At 55.1% G+C, this 19,218-nt stretch carries 20 protein-coding genes; 7 read left to right on the forward strand and 13 right to left on the reverse strand.

Features of this window, described 5'->3' with window-relative positions; translation table 11 throughout:
* Window positions 1–25 precede the first annotated feature (25 nt).
* Together treB and treR are read right to left on the reverse strand one after the other, a co-directional pair.
* Window positions 26–1,444, reverse strand: coding sequence for a PTS trehalose transporter subunit IIBC (gene treB / locus ACFX4O_RS21070; protein ID WP_131407350.1), 1,419 nt, complete (start codon window positions 1,442–1,444; stop codon window positions 26–28).
* Window positions 1,445–1,569: 125 nt separating this feature from the next.
* A complete protein-coding gene (gene treR, locus ACFX4O_RS21075) occupies window positions 1,570–2,517 on the reverse strand; it encodes a trehalose operon repressor TreR (RefSeq protein ID WP_131407352.1) in 948 nt (315 codons plus the stop codon).
* 195 nt (window positions 2,518–2,712) lie between these two features.
* Here treR and mgtL point away from each other — a divergent pair, with 195 nt between their 5' ends.
* The 3 genes from mgtL (at window position 2,713) to ACFX4O_RS21090 (ending at window position 8,153) form a co-directional block, all read left to right on the forward strand.
* Complete coding sequence (gene mgtL, locus ACFX4O_RS21080) at window positions 2,713–2,763, forward strand: mgtA regulatory leader peptide MgtL (RefSeq protein ID WP_228007843.1); 51 nt, start codon at window positions 2,713–2,715, stop codon at window positions 2,761–2,763.
* A 139-nt stretch (window positions 2,764–2,902) separates the two neighbouring features.
* A complete protein-coding gene (gene mgtA / locus ACFX4O_RS21085) occupies window positions 2,903–5,611 on the forward strand; it encodes a magnesium-translocating P-type ATPase (RefSeq protein ID WP_380211072.1) in 2,709 nt (902 codons plus the stop codon).
* Window positions 5,612–5,768: 157 nt separating this feature from the next.
* Window positions 5,769–8,153, forward strand: a complete 2,385-nt coding sequence (locus tag ACFX4O_RS21090) for a beta-N-acetylhexosaminidase (protein WP_380211074.1) — start codon at window positions 5,769–5,771, stop codon at window positions 8,151–8,153.
* 187 nt (window positions 8,154–8,340) lie between these two features.
* Here the strand turns inward: ACFX4O_RS21090 and ridA are convergent, their stop codons facing one another.
* From ridA to ACFX4O_RS21110, 4 genes are all read right to left on the reverse strand, one after another.
* Entirely contained in the window at window positions 8,341–8,727 is a 387-nt protein-coding gene (ridA, locus tag ACFX4O_RS21095; protein ID WP_017459089.1) for a 2-iminobutanoate/2-iminopropanoate deaminase, read from the reverse strand.
* 74 nt (window positions 8,728–8,801) lie between these two features.
* Entirely contained in the window at window positions 8,802–9,263 is a 462-nt protein-coding gene (gene pyrI, locus ACFX4O_RS21100) for an aspartate carbamoyltransferase regulatory subunit (protein WP_017459088.1), read from the reverse strand.
* A gap of 12 nt (window positions 9,264–9,275) precedes the next feature.
* Window positions 9,276–10,211, reverse strand: a complete 936-nt coding sequence (pyrB, locus tag ACFX4O_RS21105) for an aspartate carbamoyltransferase (RefSeq protein WP_131407359.1) — start codon at window positions 10,209–10,211, stop codon at window positions 9,276–9,278.
* Between the two features lie 35 nt (window positions 10,212–10,246).
* Window positions 10,247–10,351 carry a pyrBI operon leader peptide gene (locus tag ACFX4O_RS21110; RefSeq protein ID WP_170312053.1) on the reverse strand — a complete coding sequence of 35 codons (105 nt, stop codon included), beginning with the start codon at window positions 10,349–10,351 and terminating at the stop codon, window positions 10,247–10,249.
* On the opposite strand from ACFX4O_RS21110, the gene ACFX4O_RS21115 reads away from it, so the two are divergent.
* The gene (locus ACFX4O_RS21115; protein WP_131407363.1) at window positions 10,331–10,447 is read left to right on the forward strand and encodes a hypothetical protein; all 117 of its coding nucleotides are present in this window, start codon (window positions 10,331–10,333) and stop codon (window positions 10,445–10,447) included. The genes ACFX4O_RS21110 and ACFX4O_RS21115 overlap by 21 nt on opposite strands.
* Before the next feature lie 3 nt (window positions 10,448–10,450).
* Here ACFX4O_RS21115 and ACFX4O_RS21120 read toward each other — a convergent pair whose 3' ends face one another.
* The 5 genes from ACFX4O_RS21120 to arcA form a co-directional block, all read right to left on the reverse strand.
* Complete coding sequence (locus tag ACFX4O_RS21120) at window positions 10,451–10,930, reverse strand: arginine repressor (protein WP_131407365.1); 480 nt, start codon at window positions 10,928–10,930, stop codon at window positions 10,451–10,453.
* A gap of 104 nt (window positions 10,931–11,034) precedes the next feature.
* Window positions 11,035–12,438, reverse strand: coding sequence for a YfcC family protein (locus ACFX4O_RS21125; protein WP_380211077.1), 1,404 nt, complete (start codon window positions 12,436–12,438; stop codon window positions 11,035–11,037).
* A gap of 47 nt (window positions 12,439–12,485) precedes the next feature.
* The gene (gene argF, locus ACFX4O_RS21130; protein WP_131407369.1) at window positions 12,486–13,490 is read right to left on the reverse strand and encodes an ornithine carbamoyltransferase; all 1,005 of its coding nucleotides are present in this window, start codon (window positions 13,488–13,490) and stop codon (window positions 12,486–12,488) included.
* Window positions 13,491–13,508: 18 nt separating this feature from the next.
* Window positions 13,509–14,420, reverse strand: a complete 912-nt coding sequence (arcC, locus tag ACFX4O_RS21135) for a carbamate kinase (RefSeq protein WP_380211079.1) — start codon at window positions 14,418–14,420, stop codon at window positions 13,509–13,511.
* Between the two features lie 10 nt (window positions 14,421–14,430).
* Window positions 14,431–15,651 carry an arginine deiminase gene (arcA, locus tag ACFX4O_RS21140; RefSeq protein ID WP_380211081.1) on the reverse strand — a complete coding sequence of 407 codons (1,221 nt, stop codon included), beginning with the start codon at window positions 15,649–15,651 and terminating at the stop codon, window positions 14,431–14,433.
* Window positions 15,652–16,326: 675 nt separating this feature from the next.
* On the opposite strand from arcA, the gene ACFX4O_RS21145 reads away from it, so the two are divergent.
* Window positions 16,327–16,779: a YhcH/YjgK/YiaL family protein gene (locus tag ACFX4O_RS21145; protein WP_380211104.1), complete on the forward strand. Its 453-nt coding sequence runs from the start codon at window positions 16,327–16,329 to the stop codon at window positions 16,777–16,779.
* 40 nt (window positions 16,780–16,819) lie between these two features.
* Here ACFX4O_RS21145 and argF (ACFX4O_RS21150) read toward each other — a convergent pair whose 3' ends face one another.
* Together argF (ACFX4O_RS21150) and ACFX4O_RS21155 are read right to left on the reverse strand one after the other, a co-directional pair.
* Window positions 16,820–17,824: an ornithine carbamoyltransferase gene (argF, locus tag ACFX4O_RS21150; RefSeq protein WP_380211082.1), complete on the reverse strand. Its 1,005-nt coding sequence runs from the start codon at window positions 17,822–17,824 to the stop codon at window positions 16,820–16,822.
* Window positions 17,794–17,889 carry a hypothetical protein gene (locus ACFX4O_RS21155; protein ID WP_235855201.1) on the reverse strand — a complete coding sequence of 32 codons (96 nt, stop codon included), beginning with the start codon at window positions 17,887–17,889 and terminating at the stop codon, window positions 17,794–17,796. The genes argF (ACFX4O_RS21150) and ACFX4O_RS21155 overlap by 31 nt, the downstream gene beginning before the upstream one ends.
* A 98-nt stretch (window positions 17,890–17,987) precedes the next feature.
* Here ACFX4O_RS21155 and rraB point away from each other — a divergent pair, with 98 nt between their 5' ends.
* Window positions 17,988–18,410 carry a ribonuclease E inhibitor RraB gene (rraB, locus tag ACFX4O_RS21160; protein ID WP_131407377.1) on the forward strand — a complete coding sequence of 141 codons (423 nt, stop codon included), beginning with the start codon at window positions 17,988–17,990 and terminating at the stop codon, window positions 18,408–18,410.
* 45 nt (window positions 18,411–18,455) lie between these two features.
* The gene (miaE, locus tag ACFX4O_RS21165) at window positions 18,456–19,214 is read left to right on the forward strand and encodes a tRNA isopentenyl-2-thiomethyl-A-37 hydroxylase MiaE (RefSeq protein ID WP_380211084.1); all 759 of its coding nucleotides are present in this window, start codon (window positions 18,456–18,458) and stop codon (window positions 19,212–19,214) included.
* The last annotated feature ends 4 nt before the right edge of the window (window positions 19,215–19,218 follow it).

Genomic DNA, 19,218 nt, shown 5'->3' on the forward strand with positions numbered 1-19,218 from the left:
AGGGGCGCAAACGCGCCCCAAAAAATTACACAATCTGCAATGTGCCTTGACGGAACTTACGCTGATAAACAAAGGAGGTCAGCACCAGCGGGATAACAACCGCTACTGCTGTAGCAAGTGCAAAGATCTGCCAGAAAGCGGGTTGAATCGAGAGAAAGCCCGGCAGACCCGCCACGCCAATCCCGTTCGCCAGCACGCCGTTAAGCCCGCACAACAACCCGGCAAGCCCGGAACCGATCATCGCGCACAGCATTGGGAAACGGTATTTCAGGTTGATGCCATACATGGCTGGTTCGGTTACGCCGAGAAACGCGGAGATAGCCGCCGGAACCGAGATTTCACGCTCATTCTCTTTACGGCTGGAAATAATGATGCCCACCACCGCCGACGCCTGCGCAACGTTTGACAGAGCAATCAGCGGCCACACCGGCGTACCGCCCATGTTCTGAATCATCTGCATGTCGATAGCCAGCGTGGTTTGATGCACACCAGTAATCACCAGTGGCGCATAGAGGAAACCAAACAGTGTCGCGCCGATAGGAGCGAAGCTGCCGGTCATCAAATGGCGAACCGCCCATGCCACACCGTCACCAATCATGCGGCCAAACGGGCCGATAAAAGCGTGCGCCAGGAATACCGCCAGAATCAGCGAACACACCGGGACAATCACCAGATAAAGGGAGTCCGGTATCAGTTTTTTGAGACGGGTTTCAATCATGCCGAGCGCCAGGCCCGCCAGCAGCGCCGGGATCACCTGCGCCTGGTAACCCACTTTCGCGATGCTGAACAAACCAAAGTTCCACACTTCCGGCACTTGCGAACCCAGTAAATAAGCATTCATCAATTGCGGGGAAACCAGCGTCACGCCGAGGATAATGCCAAGGATCGGCGTTCCGCCCATTTTGCGCACCGCTGACCAACAAACACCGACCGGCAGATAGAAGAAGACTGCTTCACCAATCAGCCAGAGAAAGTCATACACGGTTTTCAATGGCGGAAATATCTGCACCAGCGTCTGGCCGTTGCTCATCGGGACATCGCCGACAATATTGCGAAAACCGAGGATCAAACCGCCGCTAATCAGCGCGGGCAGCAGCGGGAAGAAGATTTCCGCGAAGTGGGAGATTAAGCGCTCGTGCCATTTCATATTTTGTCGCGCTGCTTGTTTGGCCTGCTCTTTATCCGCATGAGCCAGACCGGTGGCGGCGCGCAGCGCCTGGTAGTAGTCGCCGACATTGGTGCCGATCACCACCTGGAACTGTCCGGCGTTGGTGAAACAGCCTTTGACCATCGGTAGCTGGTCAATCGCCTTTGGGTCGGCGGCGGCCGGGTTATTTAATACAAAACGCAAACGGGTAATACAGTGACTGACCGTCGCGATGTTTTCGCGTCCGCCAACCAGCGTAATAAGTTGTTCGATATCTGATTGATTTACTTTGCTCATCCTGGTGCCTCGGGGGGAGAAATGATGCGTAACATGACCGAGGCAAAGCGTAACCGCAGGCAAAAAAATTAAAAATGGGAACGTTCCCGAAACTTGGCGAGGATCACAATAAACGATAAAGCGGCTTAAACGAGGTGGGCAGGGATCACGATTTGACGAGGTGTGGCGCGGCCATTGACCTGTTCTATTAATTGCGCGGCGGCCTGGCGACCCGCTTCGGCGTAACCAGGATCGACAGTGACAATTTCCGGATGCAGAAACTTCATCAGCGGCGTGTTGCCGACGCTGGCCAGTTGAACGGTATCAATGCGCTGTTCCTGCAAATATTTACTGGCACCAAGCGCCAGCGTATCGGTCGCGCAGAGCAAGGCGGTAGTGTGAGGGGCTAAAACGTGTGCGGCGTGTTCATAACCTTGCTTCATGGCAAGGCCCGGTAAAGCGAATTTCGGTTCGAGCTGGTGTCTTTGACAAAACGCCATATATGCGTCGTGGCGGCGTTTTCCAGTCGTGGCATCGCTGTGCGGTACGCCAATAAAGCTGATATGGCGATGACCACGGGCGTAAAGGTTTTCCATTAACAACTGGATTGCGCCATCATCGTCATAACAGACCGAGGCGAAACCACTGGCGTCGCGCGCCAGCAGCACCAGTGACGATTGCCAGGAAGTGAGCAAACTTTCGGTGACGCCGGTAAAGCCAAACAGCACCACACCATCAATATTCCGGCGGCTCAGCATCTGCAAATGCTCTTCGACTAACTGCGCCGAGAACTGGCTTTCCATCATAATCGGGTCATAACCCTGTTCGTAAAACGCCGGAAGCATGGTCTGTACAGCAAGGTTTTCTGAGAGAGAATCCAGACGCGAAACGATAATCGCCACCACTTTATCGCTCTGCCCGCGCATGGCGCGCGCGGAACGGGAAGGGGAGAAACCGTGCTGATTAACCACCGCTTCCACCCGCTCGCGTGTGCGCTGGCTTACGCCGCTTTCGTTATTCAGCACACGGGAAACAGTGGACTTGCCCACTCCGCTTAAGCGTGCGATGTCTTTGATTGTCAGCCGGTTTTGCATACTTCAATCCTTTCCTGATGGGGGCGGGTTGCAGGATAGAGGAGTTTTGCATCCCTTCCAAGCGCCAGCAATGAGCAAAGTCTGGTTTATGCACTTTGTGCTACCAATTGATGGTGCGTATATGTTTGGTTTAATTCTGCGGAGCTATGATACCGCTACGTTATGATTCGCTCTTCACACCTTACCGGAGGCCAGATGGATCCCGATCCCACCCCTCTCCCGCGACGGAGATACTTTTTCCGGTAAGCCCGCTTTTGCTGCCTTACCGGATGCGTAAGGCAGCGACGTTATTTTCGTCCCTGTCCGATTAAAAACGCCAGTTGGCGCGGCTTTGTTACGCCAGTTGTAAATCGCACCCGCGTGACGCGGGGGCAAGGACATTATCATGCTGAAAAACATTACCCGGCAGCTTTTCGCTCGCCTCAACCGCCATTTACCGCATCGTCTGGTGCAGCGCGATCCGCTTCCCGGCGTGCAACATATCGTCCAGGGCAGTATCCCCGTCTCGATGGGCGAGCGCTGCCTAAATATTGCCGCGATGGAACACGATAAGCTCTGGCAAACTTTTGCCAGCCATCCGGAAGGGTTGAACCCGCAGGAAGTGGAACTGGCGCGGGCAGCGCACGGCGAAAACCTTATTCCGGCGCAGAAACCTGCGCCCTGGTGGGTGCATCTGTGGGTTTGCTATCGCAACCCGTTTAACTTGCTGCTGACCTGCTTAGGCATTATTTCCTATGCTTCGGAAGATCTCTTTGCCGCCTGCGTGATTGCGCTGATGGTGGCGATCTCTACTCTGCTTAATTTCCTGCAAGAGGCGCGCTCGACCAAAGCGGCCGATGCGCTGAAAGCGATGGTCAGCAACACCGCGACGGTACTGCGCGTAGTGAATGAGAAGGGCGAAAATGGCTGGTGCGAATTGCCGATCGACCAGTTAGTGCCGGGCGATATCGTCAAGCTGGCAGCGGGAGATATGATCCCGGCAGATCTGCGCGTGGTACAGGCGCGGGATCTGTTTGTCGCTCAGGCCTCGCTTACCGGTGAGTCCTTGCCGGTAGAGAAAGTGGCGACAACGCGCCAGGCGGCGCAACGTAACCCGCTGGAAGCCGATACCCTGTGCTTTATGGGCACCAATGTGGTGAGCGGCACGGCGCAGGCGATAGTCATCGCCACGGGCGGCAATACCTGGTTTGGTCAACTGGCCGGGCGTGTCAGTGAGCAAGAAACCGAGCAGAATGCGTTTCAGAAAGGCATCAGCCGCGTCAGCATGTTATTGATCCGCTTTATGCTGGTGATGACGCCGATCGTCTTGCTGATCAATGGCTTTACCAAAGGCGACTGGTGGGAAGCGGCGCTGTTTGCGCTGTCGGTTGCCGTGGGTTTGACGCCGGAAATGTTGCCGATGATTGTCACCTCCACGCTGGCGCGCGGTGCGGTGAAACTGTCGAAACAGAAAGTGATCGTCAAGCATCTGGACGCCATCCAGAACTTTGGCGCGATGGATATCCTCTGTACCGACAAAACCGGCACTCTGACGCAGGACAAAATCGTGCTGGAAAACCACACGGATATCAGCGGTAAAGTCAGCGAACGGGTGCTGCACAGCGCCTGGCTGAACAGCCACTACCAGACCGGGCTGAAAAACTTGCTGGATACCGCTGTACTGGAAGGTGTGGACGCGGAAGCGGCGCAGACGCTGGCGGCGAGCTGGCGCAAAGTGGATGAGATCCCCTTTGATTTCGAACGTCGCCGCATGTCGGTGGTGGTGGCGCAGCAGGCGGATGTTCATCAACTGATTTGCAAAGGCGCGCTGACGGAAATCCTCAGCGTCTGCTCGCAGGTGCGCTTCAATGGCGAAATCTTCCCGCTGGATGACACCATGCTGCGCCGCATTGAACGCGTGACTAGCACGCTGAACCGCCAGGGGCTACGCGTGGTGGCGGTTGCCACCAAATATTTGCCGGCACGTAGCGGCGACTACCAGCGTATTGACGAGTCGGATCTGATCCTTGAAGGCTACATCGCGTTCCTCGATCCGCCGAAAGAGACGACCGCACCGGCGTTAAAAGCGCTGAAAGCGAGCGGTATCACCGTCAAAATCCTCACCGGTGACAGCGAACTGGTGGCGGCGAAAGTGTGCCACGAAGTGGGGCTGGAAGTAGGTGATGCGCTGACCGGCAGCGAAATTGAGCACATGAGCGATGACGAACTGGCGCAAATGGCGAAGCACATCACGCTGTTCGCCCGGCTGACGCCGATGCATAAAGAGCGCATTGTCCGTCTGCTGAAACGCGAAGGCCATGTGGTCGGTTTTATGGGCGATGGCATCAACGACGCTCCGGCGCTGCGCGCAGCAGACATCGGTATTTCCGTCGATGGTGCCGTAGATATCGCCCGCGAAGCGGCAGATATTATTTTGCTGGAAAAGAGCCTGATGGTGCTGGAAGAGGGGGTGATTGAAGGGCGTCGCACTTTCGCCAACATGCTGAAATACATCAAAATCACTGCCAGTTCCAACTTCGGTAACGTCTTCAGTGTGCTGGTGGCGAGCGCGTTTCTGCCGTTTTTACCGATGTTGCCGCTGCACTTGCTGATCCAGAACCTGGTGTATGACGTATCGCAGGTGGCGATCCCGTTTGATAACGTCGACGACGAGCAGATCGCCAAGCCACAGCGCTGGAACCCGGCGGATCTGGGCCGCTTTATGATCTTCTTTGGCCCGATCAGTTCGATCTTCGACATCGTGACGTTTTGCGTGATGTGGTGGGTGTTTAAGGCCAACGTGCCGGAAGCACAAACCCTGTTCCAGTCCGGCTGGTTTGTGGTTGGTTTGCTGTCGCAAACGCTGATTGTGCATATGATCCGCACCCGCCGCGTGCCGTTTATTCAGAGCCGCGCCGCCTGGCCGCTGGTGGTGATGACGCTGATGGTGATCTGCGTGGGTATTGCGCTGCCGTTCTCACCGCTGGCGCAATATCTGCAATTGCAGGCGCTGCCGCTGACGTATTTCCCGTGGCTGGTGGCGATCCTGGCGGGTTACATGACGCTCACGCAGTGGATGAAAGGATTCTATAGCCGCCGCTACGGTTGGCAGTAAATATTCGCCTGAACCCGACCTGTGCTTAGCGCGCAGGCCGGGTATTTCTCTCAATTCCCGCAAGCTGTGATCCCCGTCGCCTGGCGCGCTTGACGCTCCTGAGGGCGCATGTTAACAAAATGTTTTCCCTCGCCTGACGTCGTCTGAAGGAACATTTATGTTGCGTTACAGCCTGTTAACTGCCGGGTTGCTGCTCGGTTCTTCCGCTTTTGCTGCGCCCGCGGGCGACTTGCCCCTGATGCCGTGGCCTGCAAAGGTTGAACGTCCGGCAACGCAGGGGGCGCTGGTATTGACGGACACGCTCTCTATCAGCGTCAGCGGTGACGATCTGGGCGACGCCGTTACACGGCTGCGCCAACGCATCGCCCGGCAAACCGGCTGGACGCTGCAACCGCAGGCGGAAAAACCGCAACATCCCACCATTACGATAACTATCGCCAAAAAAGTGGCACCGCTGCCAAAGCTGGATAGCGATGAGCACTACACGCTGACGATCGATGCAAATGGCGTTCAAATCGCCGCAAATACCCGCTTTGGTGCGCTGCGCGCCATAGAAACGCTGCTCCAGTTGATCCAAAACGGCACGGAAAACACCGCCTTGCCGTGGGTGACCATTGACGATTCGCCGCGCTTCCCGTGGCGCGGTTTGCTGCTCGATTCTGCGCGGCATTTTGTGCCGGTCGAGGACATCAAACGGCAGCTCGACGGTATGGCGGCGGCGAAACTGAATGTGCTGCACTGGCATTTAACCGACGATCAGGGCTGGCGTTTTAGCTCGAAGCGCTACCCCAAATTGACGCAGCTTGCTAGCGATGACCTCTTTTACAGCGAAGAACAAATGCGCGATGTGGTGCGCTACGCCACGGCGCGCGGCATTCGCGTGGTGCCGGAAATCGACATGCCGGGCCACGCTTCAGCGATTGCTGTTGCCTATCCGGAGCTGATGAGCGCGCCGGGGCCGTATCAGATGGAGCGCCACTGGGGCGTGCTGAAACCGGTGCTGGATCCAACAAAAGTGGCGACTTACACCTTTGCTGAAGCGATGATCAGCGAACTGGCAGCGATCTTCCCGGATGCGTATCTGCATATTGGCGGCGATGAAGTGGACGATACGCAATGGAAAAACAACCCGGCGATCCAGCAATTTATGCGTGATAACAAACTGGCCGACAGCCATGCGTTGCAGGCGTATTTCAACCGCAAGCTGGAGGCGATCCTCGAAAAACATCAGCGCCAGATGGTGGGTTGGGATGAGATCTTCCACCCTGATTTGCCCAAAAGCATTTTGATCCAGTCCTGGCAGGGGCAGGACGCGCTGGGCGAGGTGGCAAAACAGGGTTACAAAGGCATTCTCTCCACCGGTTTTTACCTCGATCAGCCGCAGTACACCGCCTATCACTATCGCAATGAGATTGTGCCGCAGGGATTAAACGGTGTGGATGTGATTGCCGATAACGACAGCGCGCAAAGCTGGTCGTTTTCGATGCCGCGCCTGAAAGGCAGCCCGGTGGAAGGGACGTTTACGTTGGTCAAAGGCGAAAGTGGATGGCGCGGATTTATTGATTTCAAAGGCAAATCCCGTCGCGCCGTGCAGCATATCGACTGGCGCAGCGATCGCCAGGTGAGTTTTGTCGTCGATACGTGGATGGGCGAAACGCGCCCGGTTATCACCCTCGCCGACGATAAACTCGGCGGTTACTTCCTGCTGGGTAACGCACGTTATCCGGTTACCGGCGCAAGGCTAAACGAGGTGCCGAAAGGGATTGCACCCGCCGTGCCGGACGCCAGCCAGCAGGCGAATTTACTGGGTGGTGAAGCTGCGCTGTGGGCGGAAAACGTGGTCGCGCCGGTGCTGGATATTAAACTGTGGCCGCGCGCGTTTGCCGTGGCGGAGCGCTTATGGTCGGCGCAGGATGTCAACGACAGCGACAACATGTACAGCCGTTTGCAGGCAATGGACAGTTGGTCGACAGTATCGGTCGGCCTGCAACAACATAGCCAGCAACTGGCGCAGTTCACCCGCCTTGCGAACAGCGCCGATACATTGCCGCTGCAAATCCTCGCCCAGGCTGTCGAACCGGCGCACTACTACACGCGCCAGCATCTGAAATTCCAGTCCGGTAACTATCATCAGTTCGAGCCGCTGAACCGCTTTGCCGATGCGCTGGCACCGGAGAGCAGCACTGTTCGCCAGATGAACCAGTGGGTCGACAGACTGGTGAGCGATGCGGAAGACAGCACCAGCGCCGTGGCGCTGCGCCATCTCTTTAGCCGCTGGCAGGGTAATACCAGCGATGCGCTGGCGCTCAGCGACAGCAACTATCAGCTAAAAGCGATGCGACCGGTGATCTTGCAGGTGGATAAGCTTGCTTCTATTGGGCTGCGGCTGACGGATTTAGTGGCGCGTCAGGGGACGCTGGATGATGGCGAGATTGCGTCTATTCAGCGGGAGCTGGATAGCGCGGCGCAGATTCAGGACGAAGTGGTGATCGCGGCGGTCTATCCGCTGGAAAAACTGCTGCGCGCCACGCGCAATCGGTGAACGCTTGGGTGATAAGCGTTCATAAATTGATTCCCTGAAAGGGTGTACCAACTTCTTCAAAAGAAACCACTGGCAGCCTGTGAGATTTAAATTTAAAGGTAAGCGAGCAGAGCCAAAACCGGTTGCGCTTTAAGTGGGCAATAAAAAAGGCAGCGTAAGCTGCCTTTTATCTGTCGCGTAGCCGCGATTAACGGCGAACAGCGATGGCTTCAATCTCGATTTTTACGTCTTTTGGCAGACGCGCCACTTCTACGCAGGAGCGCGCCGGGAAGCTGGCATTGTGTTCGTTGAAAAAAGCTTCATAGGTAGCGTTAACGGTAGCGAAATCGTTGAGATCTTTCACGAAAACGGTGGTTTTCACGATGTCGCCCACTTTCAGACCCGCCGCTTCAACGATCGCTTTCACGTTGTCCAGCGACTGACGTGCTTGCGCCGCCACATCTTCCGGGACGCTACCGGTCTTCGGATCAACCGGGATCTGACCCGAGGTCAGGATCATGTTGCCAAGATCAACAGCTTGAACATAAGGGCCAATCGCTGCTGGCGCATTTTCCGTGGCGATAACTTTGGTCATAATTACTCCTGAATGACAGCGGTATTGAGGTTCCGCCCCATTATAGGGAGGGAAAAACGCAATACCAACCGCAATTAGTTAGCCAGCACCACATGGTGTGAGAACTCTTTCTCACAATACTTACACTTCAGCGCGATGTCGCTTTCGCGTTTTTTCACCGCAAAGCTGGAGGCGACCGGCTCTGCATGGCTGATGCAGTTGCTGTTCGGGCACACCAGTACACCAGTGATGCGCTCTGGCAGGCTCGGGCGCGATTTGCCCACCACTTCATACTCGTCGATACGGTTGACCGTGGCCTGCGGTGCGTACAGCGCCAGTTGGTTTACCTGCTCGTCGGTAAGAAACGTGTTCTCGATCTTGATCAAATCTTTGCGCCCCATCTCGCCGGACGGCAGATTCAGGCCGATGGTGATGCGCTGATCGGTTTCCGTCAGCTTAAACAGCGTCAGCAATTTAAACCCGACGCGCGCCGGGATGTGGTCAATTACGGTGCCGCGTTTGATGGCTTCGACCTGCAGTTTATTATCGTGTGTCATTGTCGTTTCTCCTTACAGCGCCAAATCGCGATTGAGAACCAGCGCCAGCAGAGCCTGGCGGGCGAAGATGCCGTTACCGGCCTGCTGGAAATACCAGGCGTGCGGCGTTTTATCCACGTCGGTGGTAATTTCATCCACGCGCGGCAGCGGGTGCAGCACCTTCATATTGCTGCGCGCATTGGTTAAATCGCTGGCGCGCAGGACAAATTGCGCTTTGACGTTGGCGTATTCCGACGGGTCCAGACGCTCTTTCTGCACGCGTGTCATATAGAGGATGTCCACCTCGGTCATCACCTCTTCGATGCTGGCGTGTACACTCCAGGCCATGCCTTTTTCGTCCAGCATATCGAGAATGTACTGCGGCATCGCCAGCGCGTCCGGGGCGATAAAGTAGAAGCGGTTGCCACTGAATTTCGCCAGCGCCTGCGCCAGCGAATGCACGGTGCGGCCATATTTCAGGTCGCCGACCATCGCAATATTGAGATTCTGGAGGCGGCCTTGTGTTTCCTGAATGGTGAACAGGTCGAGCAGCGTTTGCGTCGGATGCTGGTTAGCGCCGTCACCAGCGTTGAGCACCGGAATGCCGCCGGAAAACTCAGTCGCCAGACGCGCTGCGCCCTCTTGCGGATGGCGCATGACAATCGCGTCCACATAGGTGCTGATCACCGAAATGGTGTCGGCCAGCGTTTCGCCTTTTTTGCCCAGCGACGTGTTGCTGCTGTCGGAAAAACCGACCACGCTCGCGCCGAGGCGGTGCATGGAGGTTTCAAACGATAAACGCGTGCGGGTGGACGCTTCAAAGAAGCAACTGGCGATCACTTTATGCTTGAGCAACTCCGGCTGCGGGTTGGCCTTCAGGCGTGCGGCGGTATTTAGCACCAGTTCGAGTTCTTCGCGGCTGAGATCGTTTATGGAAATGATATGTTTCTGATATAGCGGGTTAGCCATGGTTATCTCCTGACGACTGCGCAAAAAAAAGCCCCTCAATAGAGGGGCTGTGGAATTGGGTTTACAACGGGAAAGGAAAACGGCAGGCCAGCGCCTTTTTTCAGACGCGGTAAGACAGTTTGTCGTACACACTGGACCATTCTTCCTCCCGGCAAATTGTCCCGGATTATACGCAGCTGTTTTCGCGGATCAAGCGATTGATGCACATTTTACGCAATGCAAACGGTTCTCTTTGAATATTAATGCGTTCTAAGTAAATAATTAATTTGCTTATGCACTAACGCGGTGTGCTTCACTATCCTCGGGGCGACCCAGACGATACTGCTCCCTGCTACCACGCCGAGGATCTCCGGCAACTGGTGGTAATCCAGAATTCGTGCCACTGCGCGGCCATACCCCGCCACGGTGTGAATAAGGATAAATTCGCTATTATGCTCAACGCTAACCACCATTTCGGAGACGGAGCGGGCCGCGTCCGGCACCGGGCGTGACTGCGGATTCAGCGAATAAATTTTTTGTCCTTTGGCGTTGCGAATTTTGATTACACCGAGCAGTTTCAACAGGCGGGAAACGGTGGACTGGCTGATACTGTCGAAGCCGTGGCACTGCAAATCGCGGCGGATCTCCTCCTGTGAAAGATAACTTTTTTCGCTGATCAGGCGTTGGCAGACCGCCAGTTGTAGCTGCTCTTTCGGTGAATAATCTCCATATTCCATCATCTCTTTTCCCGTATTGGTTGCCGAAACAAAACGCCCGGCAACGCCATGCTTACCGGGCCTGTATATTATCCACAGACCGGGTAAGCAAAGCGCCACCCGGCGCGCTACAGCAGAGCGCCAAGGCTGAGTGCCACCATGATCACCACCGTCAGTATCGCCAGCAATGGTGCGACCCACTTCAGGTAGCGCACATAGGGAACATGGGCGATAGCCAGCCCGCCCATCACCACTGCCGACGTGGGGGTCACCAGGTTGACAATGCCGGAAGCCGATTGGTACGCGGTGACGACCAGTTCACGGTTGACGTTAGCGAAATCGGCCAGTGGCGCCATAATCGGCATCGTCAGCACTGCAAGACCAGAAGAAGAGGGCACGAGGAACGACAGCACCACTTCCAGCCAGTACATAACGTTGATAAATGCAACGGTGGACAATCCGCTGACCATGCCTTCGGCGCTGTGCAAAATAGTATGAGTAATCATACCTTTATCCATGATCACTACGATACCGCGGGCAATGCCGATAATCAGCGCTACGCCCAGCAGATCCCGCGCGCCGTTGATAAATGTTGAGGTCAATTCCTCTTCGCTCATGCGGGCAATCAAACCCACGATGATGGCGCTTGCCAGAAACACTGCTGAAATCTGCGCCATCCACCAGCCAAGCACTGCCACGCCGTAAATCATCACCACAAAGGCCAGCGCGAAGATAAGCAGGATCAGTTTGCGCACCGGGGTGAATTCGAGCATCTCCGGCGATTTATTGCCGAGGAAAAATGCCCGATCCTCGTCCTGTTTGTCGGCGACGATAGACAGCGCCGGATTGGCGCGCACTTTGCGGGCGTAGCGCATCACCCAGGCAACGCAAATCACCCAGCCAATCACCAGCAGTGCAACACGCAGGAGGATGCCGTGGGTAAACGGGATCCCGGCGGCGTTGGCGGCGATCACCGTGGCGAAGGGGTTGATGGTCGATCCGAGTGTGCCGATCCCTGCGCCGAGCAGCACGGTGGCGGCGGCGACAACCGGATCAAAACGGGCGGCGAGCATCACGGGAACCAACAGCGTATAAAATGGCAGCGACTCTTCCGCCATACCGTAGATGGTGCCGCCTGCGGCAAACAACGCCATCAGGATCGGGATCATCCACTCTTCACGGCCACGCAAACGTGTCGTTACGCGCTCGATCCCGGCGTCAATAGCGCCCGTTTTGGTGACGATGCCAAGAAATCCGCCGATGATCAGAATAAACAGCGCCACATCGATTGCACCTGCCTGGCCGGTATCAGGATCGTAAAGACCACTTATCGGCGCCATGATCACTGCGATTAACCCTTGTGGATGCGCGGCGACATGCGCATAAGTACCGGCAATCGGCACTTCTTTGCCAAGTGCTGTGTTCATTGCCATTTGGTATTGCCCGGCGGGGATCACCCAGCTGAGCGCGGCGACAATGGCGATCAACAAAAAGAGAATGGTGTAAGCGGAAGGGAATTTGAACTTGCCCATGATGTGCTCCTTAACCCCGGCGCACCCGCGGCGCGCCGGGGGAGTGGTTAGTCGCCGAGGGTTGCCACCATCACCGCTTTGATGGTGTGCATCCGGTTTTCTGCTTCATCAAAAACGATAGAGTTAGGCGATTCGAAAACCTCTTCGGTGACTTCCAGCCCTTTCAGGCCATACGCCATTTCGATCTCGCCGCCCACTTTGGTGTGCTCGTTATGAAACGCGGGTAGGCAGTGCATAAATTTCACCTGCGGATTGCCGGTGGCTTTCACCACCGCACCGTTTACCTGGTAGGGTTTCATCAGGCTGACGCGCTCGGACCACGCTTCTTTCGGCTCGCCCATCGACACCCACACATCGGTGTAGAGGAAATCGACGCCCTGGACACCTTCTTCCACGTCCTCGGTGAGCATGATGCGCGCGCCGGTTTCACGGGCGATGGTGCGGCACTGTTCAACCAGTGCTGACTCCGGCCAGAAGGATTTTGGTGCCACCAGGCGGATATCCATGCCCATCTTCGCCGCGCCGACCATTAGCGAGTTACCCATGTTGTTGCGCGCATCGCCCAGATAGGCAAAGCGCAGATCCGGCAGACGTTTACCCGGCGCGTGCTCCAGCATGGTCATCAGATCCGCGAGGATCTGCGTCGGGTGAAACTCGTTGGTCAGCCCGTTCCACACTGGCACGCCCGCGTATTCGCCCAGCTCTTCCACAATCTGCTGGCCATAACCACGGTATTCGATGCCGTCATACATGCGCCCCAGTACGCGAGCGGTGTCTTTCATCGACTCTTTGTGGCCAATCTGCGAACCACTTGGGCCGAGATAAGTCACCTGCGCGCCCTGATCGAACGCGCCGACTTCAAACGCGCAGCGGGTGCGGGTGGAGGTTTTTTCAAAAATCAGCGCGATGTTTTTGCCAACCAGCGTTTTCTTCTCGCGCCCTGCTTTTTTGTCTGCTTTTAGCTGAATAGCCAGATCGATCAGGTACTGGATCTCCGCCGGGGTGTAGTCGAGCAGTTTGAGAAAGTTGCGGTTTTTCAGGTTGATGCTCATGAGATTTCCTTTTTTAAATCAGTAACGAATCAATGTGCCTTTGTCCCCGGCGAGAATGGCCGGGCCATCTGCCAGCGCGCCAATGCCCGCGATGCCGTGACACTGCTCGACAAACTGGCGACAAGCGGCGACCTTTGGCCCCATTGAGCCTGCGTCGAACTGCATGCCTTGCAGCATGTCCGGGGTGACTTGCGCCAGCGGGCGCTGTGTGGGTTTGCCCCAGTCGAGGTACACCGCGTCGGCATCGGTCAGGATCAGCAGGGCGTCGGCTTCGATTTGCCGCGCCAGTAGCGCCGCCGAGAGATCTTTGTCGATCACCGCTTCGATGCCGTGGTAGCCGTTGGCGTTTTCCACCACCGGCACGCCGCCGCCGCCGTTGCAAATCACCAGGTGATCGCGGTTTATCAGCGCGCTAATGGCGTCGCTTTCGACAATGCGTTTGGGTTGCGGGGAGGGCACCACGCGGCGGAAATAGCGACCATCGGCCTTAAATACCCAGCCTTTTTCCTGCTGCAGCGTTTGGGCTTGCGCCTCGCTGTAAACCGGGCCGATGTATTTGCTGGGGTTGCTGAATGCCGGGTCACTGGCATCCACTTCCACTTGTGTGAGCAGGACGCTGACTTCGCGCTGTGGCAGGTTGTTTTTCAGCGACTGTTGCAGCATGTAGCCAATCATCCCCTGGCTTTCCGCGCCGAGAATATCGAGCGGGTAAGGGGTAACTTTGTCGTAAGCGCTGTTTTGCAGCGCCAGCAAGCCGACCTGCGGCCCGTTGCCGTGTACCAGCACCACGCGCCACTGCGCGGTCAGCCCGGCGATAGTGTGCGCGGCAAGGTCAATGTTCTGGCGCTGGATATTCGCTTCCAGCGGTTCACCGCGTTTCAGCAGCGCGTTGCCACCCAGGGCGACAACCAGCGTGGGTTTTCTTTCCATGATGGCTCCTTTAAATGCCGTCGCGTTCGAGTGGACAGCTCATGCAACGCGCACCGCCGCGCCCGCGTCCCAGTTCGTCGCCGGGGATCGGCAGCACGGTGATCCCGGCTTTGTCATATTTTTCGTTGGTCCAGATATTGCGTTCGTAGCCCACAACCACGCCGGGGCGCAGCGTGAGGACGTTGTTGGCGTCATTCCACTGTTCGCGTTCAGCTTCAAAGGCGTCGCCACCGGTGGTGATAAGCCGGATCTGGTCAATCCCGAGCGCTTTTTCGATGGCGTGTAGCAGGTCGCTTTCCTGCGTGCGTTGCAGGCCGCCGCGCCCGTCCGGGGTGAGCGTCCAGCAGTGGGCATCTTTACGCACTACTTCGGGGTAAACGGAGAAGGTGTCGATATCGATATGGGTCATCACCGTGTCGAGGTGCATGCAGGAGCGGTGTTTCGGCAGTTCAACAACGATAACGCGTTCAGCCTGGCGGTGTTTGAACAGGCTATTGGCAAGAAATTCTACGCCTTGCGGTGTAGTCCGTTCAGACAGGCCAATTAATACCGCGCCGCGACCAATCACTAATACATCGCCACCCTCCAGCGTGGCGTGATCGTAATTAATATTCTCGTCGCCAAAGTATTTAATAAAATCGCCATCGGCGAATGCCGGATGCCAGCGATAAACAGCGCGAAGATTATTCGTTTCCCGCTGGCGGGCAGGTTTGGCCATCGGATTAATCGACACGCCGTTATAAATCCAGCACGACGTGTCACGGGTAAATAAATGGTTGGGCAGCGGCTTCATAATAAAATCATTCGCCGTGTGGGTATCCACCACCATATTTTTAATAAATGCCGGGATCTCACCGTAGGTTAATCCACCGCTGAGCCGCCGTGCCAGTTCACGGTGCGGCATATCCGCCAGCCAGCTGCGTACGTCTGCGGCGAAGGTTGGGCCAAGGCGATAATCAGAGATCTGGATTTCCAGCAGCCAGGCTTTTGCCTCTGCAATATCAAGCGTTTGTGTCAGAAGATCGGTCAACAGCAGGACTTCCACACCCTGCTCGCGCAGCGTGTTTGCAAAGGCGTCATGCTCTTCCCCTGCGCGTTCAACCGATAATACGTCATCGAATAGCAGCTCCTGACAATTCGACGGTGTTAACCGTTTCAGGCTTAAATTGGGGCGGTGCAGCATAACGCTACGCAATTGACCTATTTCAGAACCGACGTAGTGCTTTTCCATAATTATTCCTTTAACTTTTTTTCAGAATAAAAAGGGGCGCGCAATGAAATATGATTAATTTCTTTGCGTGTTAATGATGATTAATTTCATGGCTCATAGTAGAAGCCGTAAGAATTAATAGTGTGATTACGCTCACGTCGAATGGGATATTAAATCGCCGCCGTTCAATTGCATGATTCGCATCAGGGAATAGAGAATTAGCCTAATTATAAAGATGAATGCTTACGCATTAATGGCTGAACTTATTCATGGTTGTTATTGTTTTGTAGCTATTCATCAATTTATATGAATATGTAACGCATTGATTAATAAGTTTTAATCGTAACGAGTGGAATAGATATGCAAAAAAATGAATAGAACGATTCTGCTGGTGGCAAAAAAGGGAAATAACCAGTGAATGAATGCGCAAATTGATGGGGTGCTAAAGTGTGATCGGGCAAAATTTTTTTAAATAACTGCTTTTTTATCAGTATGTCACCACGTATTGCTGGCGCTTCGGTTTGGGCTTTATGCATATTTACTGCATAAAAGACTACCCGGTCTTAACAGGCATATAACATATTTTCCAATAAACATGCATTGCAACAAATCTCCGGTAAAAAGTGGTGGTATGGCAGTGTGAATTTTCGTATAAAAGCTAAAAATGAAACGATGTTTTATGTTGAGGGCTACACCATGATCGTTGGCAATATTCACAATTTACAATCCTGGCTGCCGGAAGAGCTGCGCCAGGCTATTGAACACGTTAAGCAGCACGTCACCGACGCGACTCCCGCTGGCAAACATGATATCGACGGCAACCGCCTGTTCTTTTTGGTATCCGAAGATATGACCCAGCCATTTGCGGAGCGTCGAGCCGAGTACCACGCACGTTATCTGGATATTCAAATTGTACTGAAAGGCCAGGAAGGGATGACCTTCAGCACCCAGCCCGCGGGCGCGCCGGACACCGACTGGCTGGCGGATAAAGACATCGCCTTTTTGCCGGAAGGCGGGCAGGAAAAGACGGTGGTACTGAGCGAAGGGGATTTTGTGGTGTTCTACCCAGGTGAAGTTCACAAACCGCTGTGTGCGGTAAACGCGCCGGCGCAGGTGCGTAAAGTTGTCGTGAAGCTGCTGATGGCGTAAACATGATGCCCGGTGGCGCAGCGCGACCGGGCTTATTGCGTTACTTGCTGAGGGTGGCGACCATCACCGCTTTGATGGTGTGCATCCGGTTTTCCGCCTGATCAAACACAATGCTTGCCGGTGATTCAAATACCTCGTCAGTCACTTCCATGCCGCCGTGCAGACCAAACTCTTCCGCCATTTTCTCGCCGAGCGTGGTCTTATCGTCATGAAATGCGGGCAGGCAGTGCAGGAATTTCACCTGCGGGTTACCGGTGAGCGACAACATTTTGCTGTTGACCTGGTAAGGCCGCAGCAGCGCGATACGCTCTGCCCACTTCTCTTTCGCTTCGCCCATCGATACCCACACATCGGTGTAAATGAAATCCGCGTCCTTCACGCCGACGGCGATATCTTCCGTCAGCAGAATGTTACCGCCGTTTTTCACCGCCAGCGCTTTGCATTCTGCTACCAGGCTTGCTTCTGGCCAGCAGGCTTTTGGCGCGACAAGACGTAGATCCAAACCCATCAGCGCGGCGGCTTCCAGCATGGAGTTGCCCATGTTGTTACGCGCATCTCCGGCGTAAACCAATTTCATCTGGTTAAAGGCCTTGCCCGGCAAGTGCTCGCGCATGGTCAGCAGGTCGGCCAGCAATTGGGTCGGGTGGAATTCAGTGGTTAAACCGTTCCACACCGGTACGCCTGCGTATTGCGCCAGCGTTTCGACAATCTCCTGGCCATAACCACGATATTGAATGCCGTCGTACATGCGCCCCAGTACGCGCGCCGTGTCTTTTATTGATTCTTTATGTCCGATTTGGCTGCCGCTTGGGCCGAGATACGTTACGCGAGCACCTTGATCATATGCGGCAACTTCGAAAGAGCATCGTGTGCGGGTTGAGTCTTTTTCGAAGATGAGCGCGATATTTTTCCCGGTAAGTTTCTGGACTTCCTGACCTTTTTTCTTATCCGCTTTCAGCTGCGCGGCGAGTTGCAGCAGGGTATTGATTTCAGCAGGTGTAAAATCGAGCAGTTTCAAAAAATGCTTTTGATAAAACGCGGACATATTTCCCTCACATGGCGAAGGCCACTTATTGAATTAAAATTCAATTTATATGTATGAATATTCATTTGCAACCCCGTGTTATAAATCTTTTCGGCGAGGAGTGGAGGCAATGCCAGCGGTGTGTGACAATAAGTGTATCTGCCACATTGATGAGGAACGAGCCATGGCGAACCCGGAACACCTGGAAGAACAGCGCGAAGAGACGCGTTTGATTATTGAAGAATTGCTGGAAGATGGCAGCGATCCTGATGCGCTGTATACCATTGAGCATCACCTGTCGGCAGATGATTTCGAAACGCTGGAAAAAGCCGCTGTTGAAGCCTTTAAACTGGGCTACGAAGTGACAGAGCCGGAAGAGCTGGAACTGGACGAAGGTGAAGTGGTTATCTGCTGTGACGTACTGAGTGAAAGCGCGCTGAACGCCGATCTGATCGACGCCCAAGTGGAACAACTGCTTAACCTGGCTGAGAAATTCGACGTTGAATACGACGGTTGGGGAACTTACTACGAAGACCCGAACGGCGAAGAGAGTGACGATGACGACGAGGATTACGTCGACGAAGAAGATGACGGTGTTCGTCACTGAGTAAATATTGCGGCAGCGTTCGCTGCCGCAATGCAAGGAACCATCATGGATTACCCGCAAATACTCTCCCCGGTTTTAAACTTTCTGCACTGCCCGACACCGCAATCCTGGCTGGACAAAGCGCGCGATCCATCAATGCTGCCGCTGCTGCTTACCGATCATATGGTGTGCGAACTGAAAGCGGCGCAAACCGCCATGCTGCTGGTGCGCCGTTATGTGGCGGATAAAAGCGGTTCGGACGCGCTACTGGCGTGGCTGAAACCCTATGAAGAATTTACTTTTCGCGAGGGGCCGGAGCCGGATTTTGTCGCGCTGCATAAGCAGATTGGCAAAAGTGTGATGCCGCAAACTGACGATGCCTGGGGCCTGGCGCTGATTGATAGCATGGTGCTGTTGATCAAAGAGGAGTTACACCACTTCTGGCAGGTGCGGGAAGCCATGCTCGCCCGTAACATTCCCTACGTGAAAATTACCGCCAGCCGTTATGCAAAAGGGATGCTCAAAGAGGTTCGCACTCATGAACCACTGACACTGGTCGATAAGTTAATCTGCGGTGCTTATATTGAAGCGCGCTCCTGCGAGCGTTTTGCAGCACTGGCACCGTGGCTGGACGACGATTTGCAGAAATTTTACCTGTCGTTGCTGCGCTCTGAAGCGCGTCACTATCAGGATTACCTGGCGCTGGCGCAGCAGATTTCGACCACTGATATCAGCCCGCGTGTGCGCCATTTCGGTGAAGTGGAAGCATTGCTTATCTCAACACCGGATGCGGAGTTCCGCTTTCACAGCGGCGTACCGGTGTAAGGCC

Origin of the sequence: Kosakonia sp. YIM B13571, assembly GCF_042788095.1 — a bacterium.
GTDB classification, from domain to species: Bacteria; Pseudomonadota; Gammaproteobacteria; order Enterobacterales; family Enterobacteriaceae; genus Kosakonia; species Kosakonia quasisacchari.

Bases quoted from the DNA above. Each gene is read 5' to 3' on its own strand.
- treB (WP_131407350.1), bottom strand. From the start codon at position 1,444: ATGAGCAAAGTAAATCAATCAGATATCGAACAACTTATTACGCTGGTT.
- treR (WP_131407352.1), bottom strand. From the start codon at position 2,517: ATGCAAAACCGGCTGACAATCAAAGACATCGCACGCTTAAGCGGAGTG.
- mgtA (WP_380211072.1), top strand. From the start codon at position 2,903: ATGCTGAAAAACATTACCCGGCAGCTTTTCGCTCGCCTCAACCGCCAT.
- ACFX4O_RS21090 (WP_380211074.1), top strand. From the start codon at position 5,769: ATGTTGCGTTACAGCCTGTTAACTGCCGGGTTGCTGCTCGGTTCTTCC.
- ridA (WP_017459089.1), bottom strand. From the start codon at position 8,727: ATGACCAAAGTTATCGCCACGGAAAATGCGCCAGCAGCGATTGGCCCT.
- pyrI (WP_017459088.1), bottom strand. From the start codon at position 9,263: ATGACACACGATAATAAACTGCAGGTCGAAGCCATCAAACGCGGCACC.
- pyrB (WP_131407359.1), bottom strand. From the start codon at position 10,211: ATGGCTAACCCGCTATATCAGAAACATATCATTTCCATAAACGATCTC.
- ACFX4O_RS21110 (WP_170312053.1), bottom strand. From the start codon at position 10,351: ATGGTCCAGTGTGTACGACAAACTGTCTTACCGCGTCTGAAAAAAGGC.
- ACFX4O_RS21120 (WP_131407365.1), bottom strand. From the start codon at position 10,930: ATGATGGAATATGGAGATTATTCACCGAAAGAGCAGCTACAACTGGCG.
- ACFX4O_RS21125 (WP_380211077.1), bottom strand. From the start codon at position 12,438: ATGGGCAAGTTCAAATTCCCTTCCGCTTACACCATTCTCTTTTTGTTG.
- argF (WP_131407369.1), bottom strand. From the start codon at position 13,490: ATGAGCATCAACCTGAAAAACCGCAACTTTCTCAAACTGCTCGACTAC.
- arcC (WP_380211079.1), bottom strand. From the start codon at position 14,420: ATGGAAAGAAAACCCACGCTGGTTGTCGCCCTGGGTGGCAACGCGCTG.
- arcA (WP_380211081.1), bottom strand. From the start codon at position 15,651: ATGGAAAAGCACTACGTCGGTTCTGAAATAGGTCAATTGCGTAGCGTT.
- ACFX4O_RS21145 (WP_380211104.1), top strand. From the start codon at position 16,327: ATGATCGTTGGCAATATTCACAATTTACAATCCTGGCTGCCGGAAGAG.
- argF (WP_380211082.1), bottom strand. From the start codon at position 17,824: ATGTCCGCGTTTTATCAAAAGCATTTTTTGAAACTGCTCGATTTTACA.
- ACFX4O_RS21155 (WP_235855201.1), bottom strand. From the start codon at position 17,889: ATGAATATTCATACATATAAATTGAATTTTAATTCAATAAGTGGCCTT.
- rraB (WP_131407377.1), top strand. From the start codon at position 17,988: ATGGCGAACCCGGAACACCTGGAAGAACAGCGCGAAGAGACGCGTTTG.
- miaE (WP_380211084.1), top strand. From the start codon at position 18,456: ATGGATTACCCGCAAATACTCTCCCCGGTTTTAAACTTTCTGCACTGC.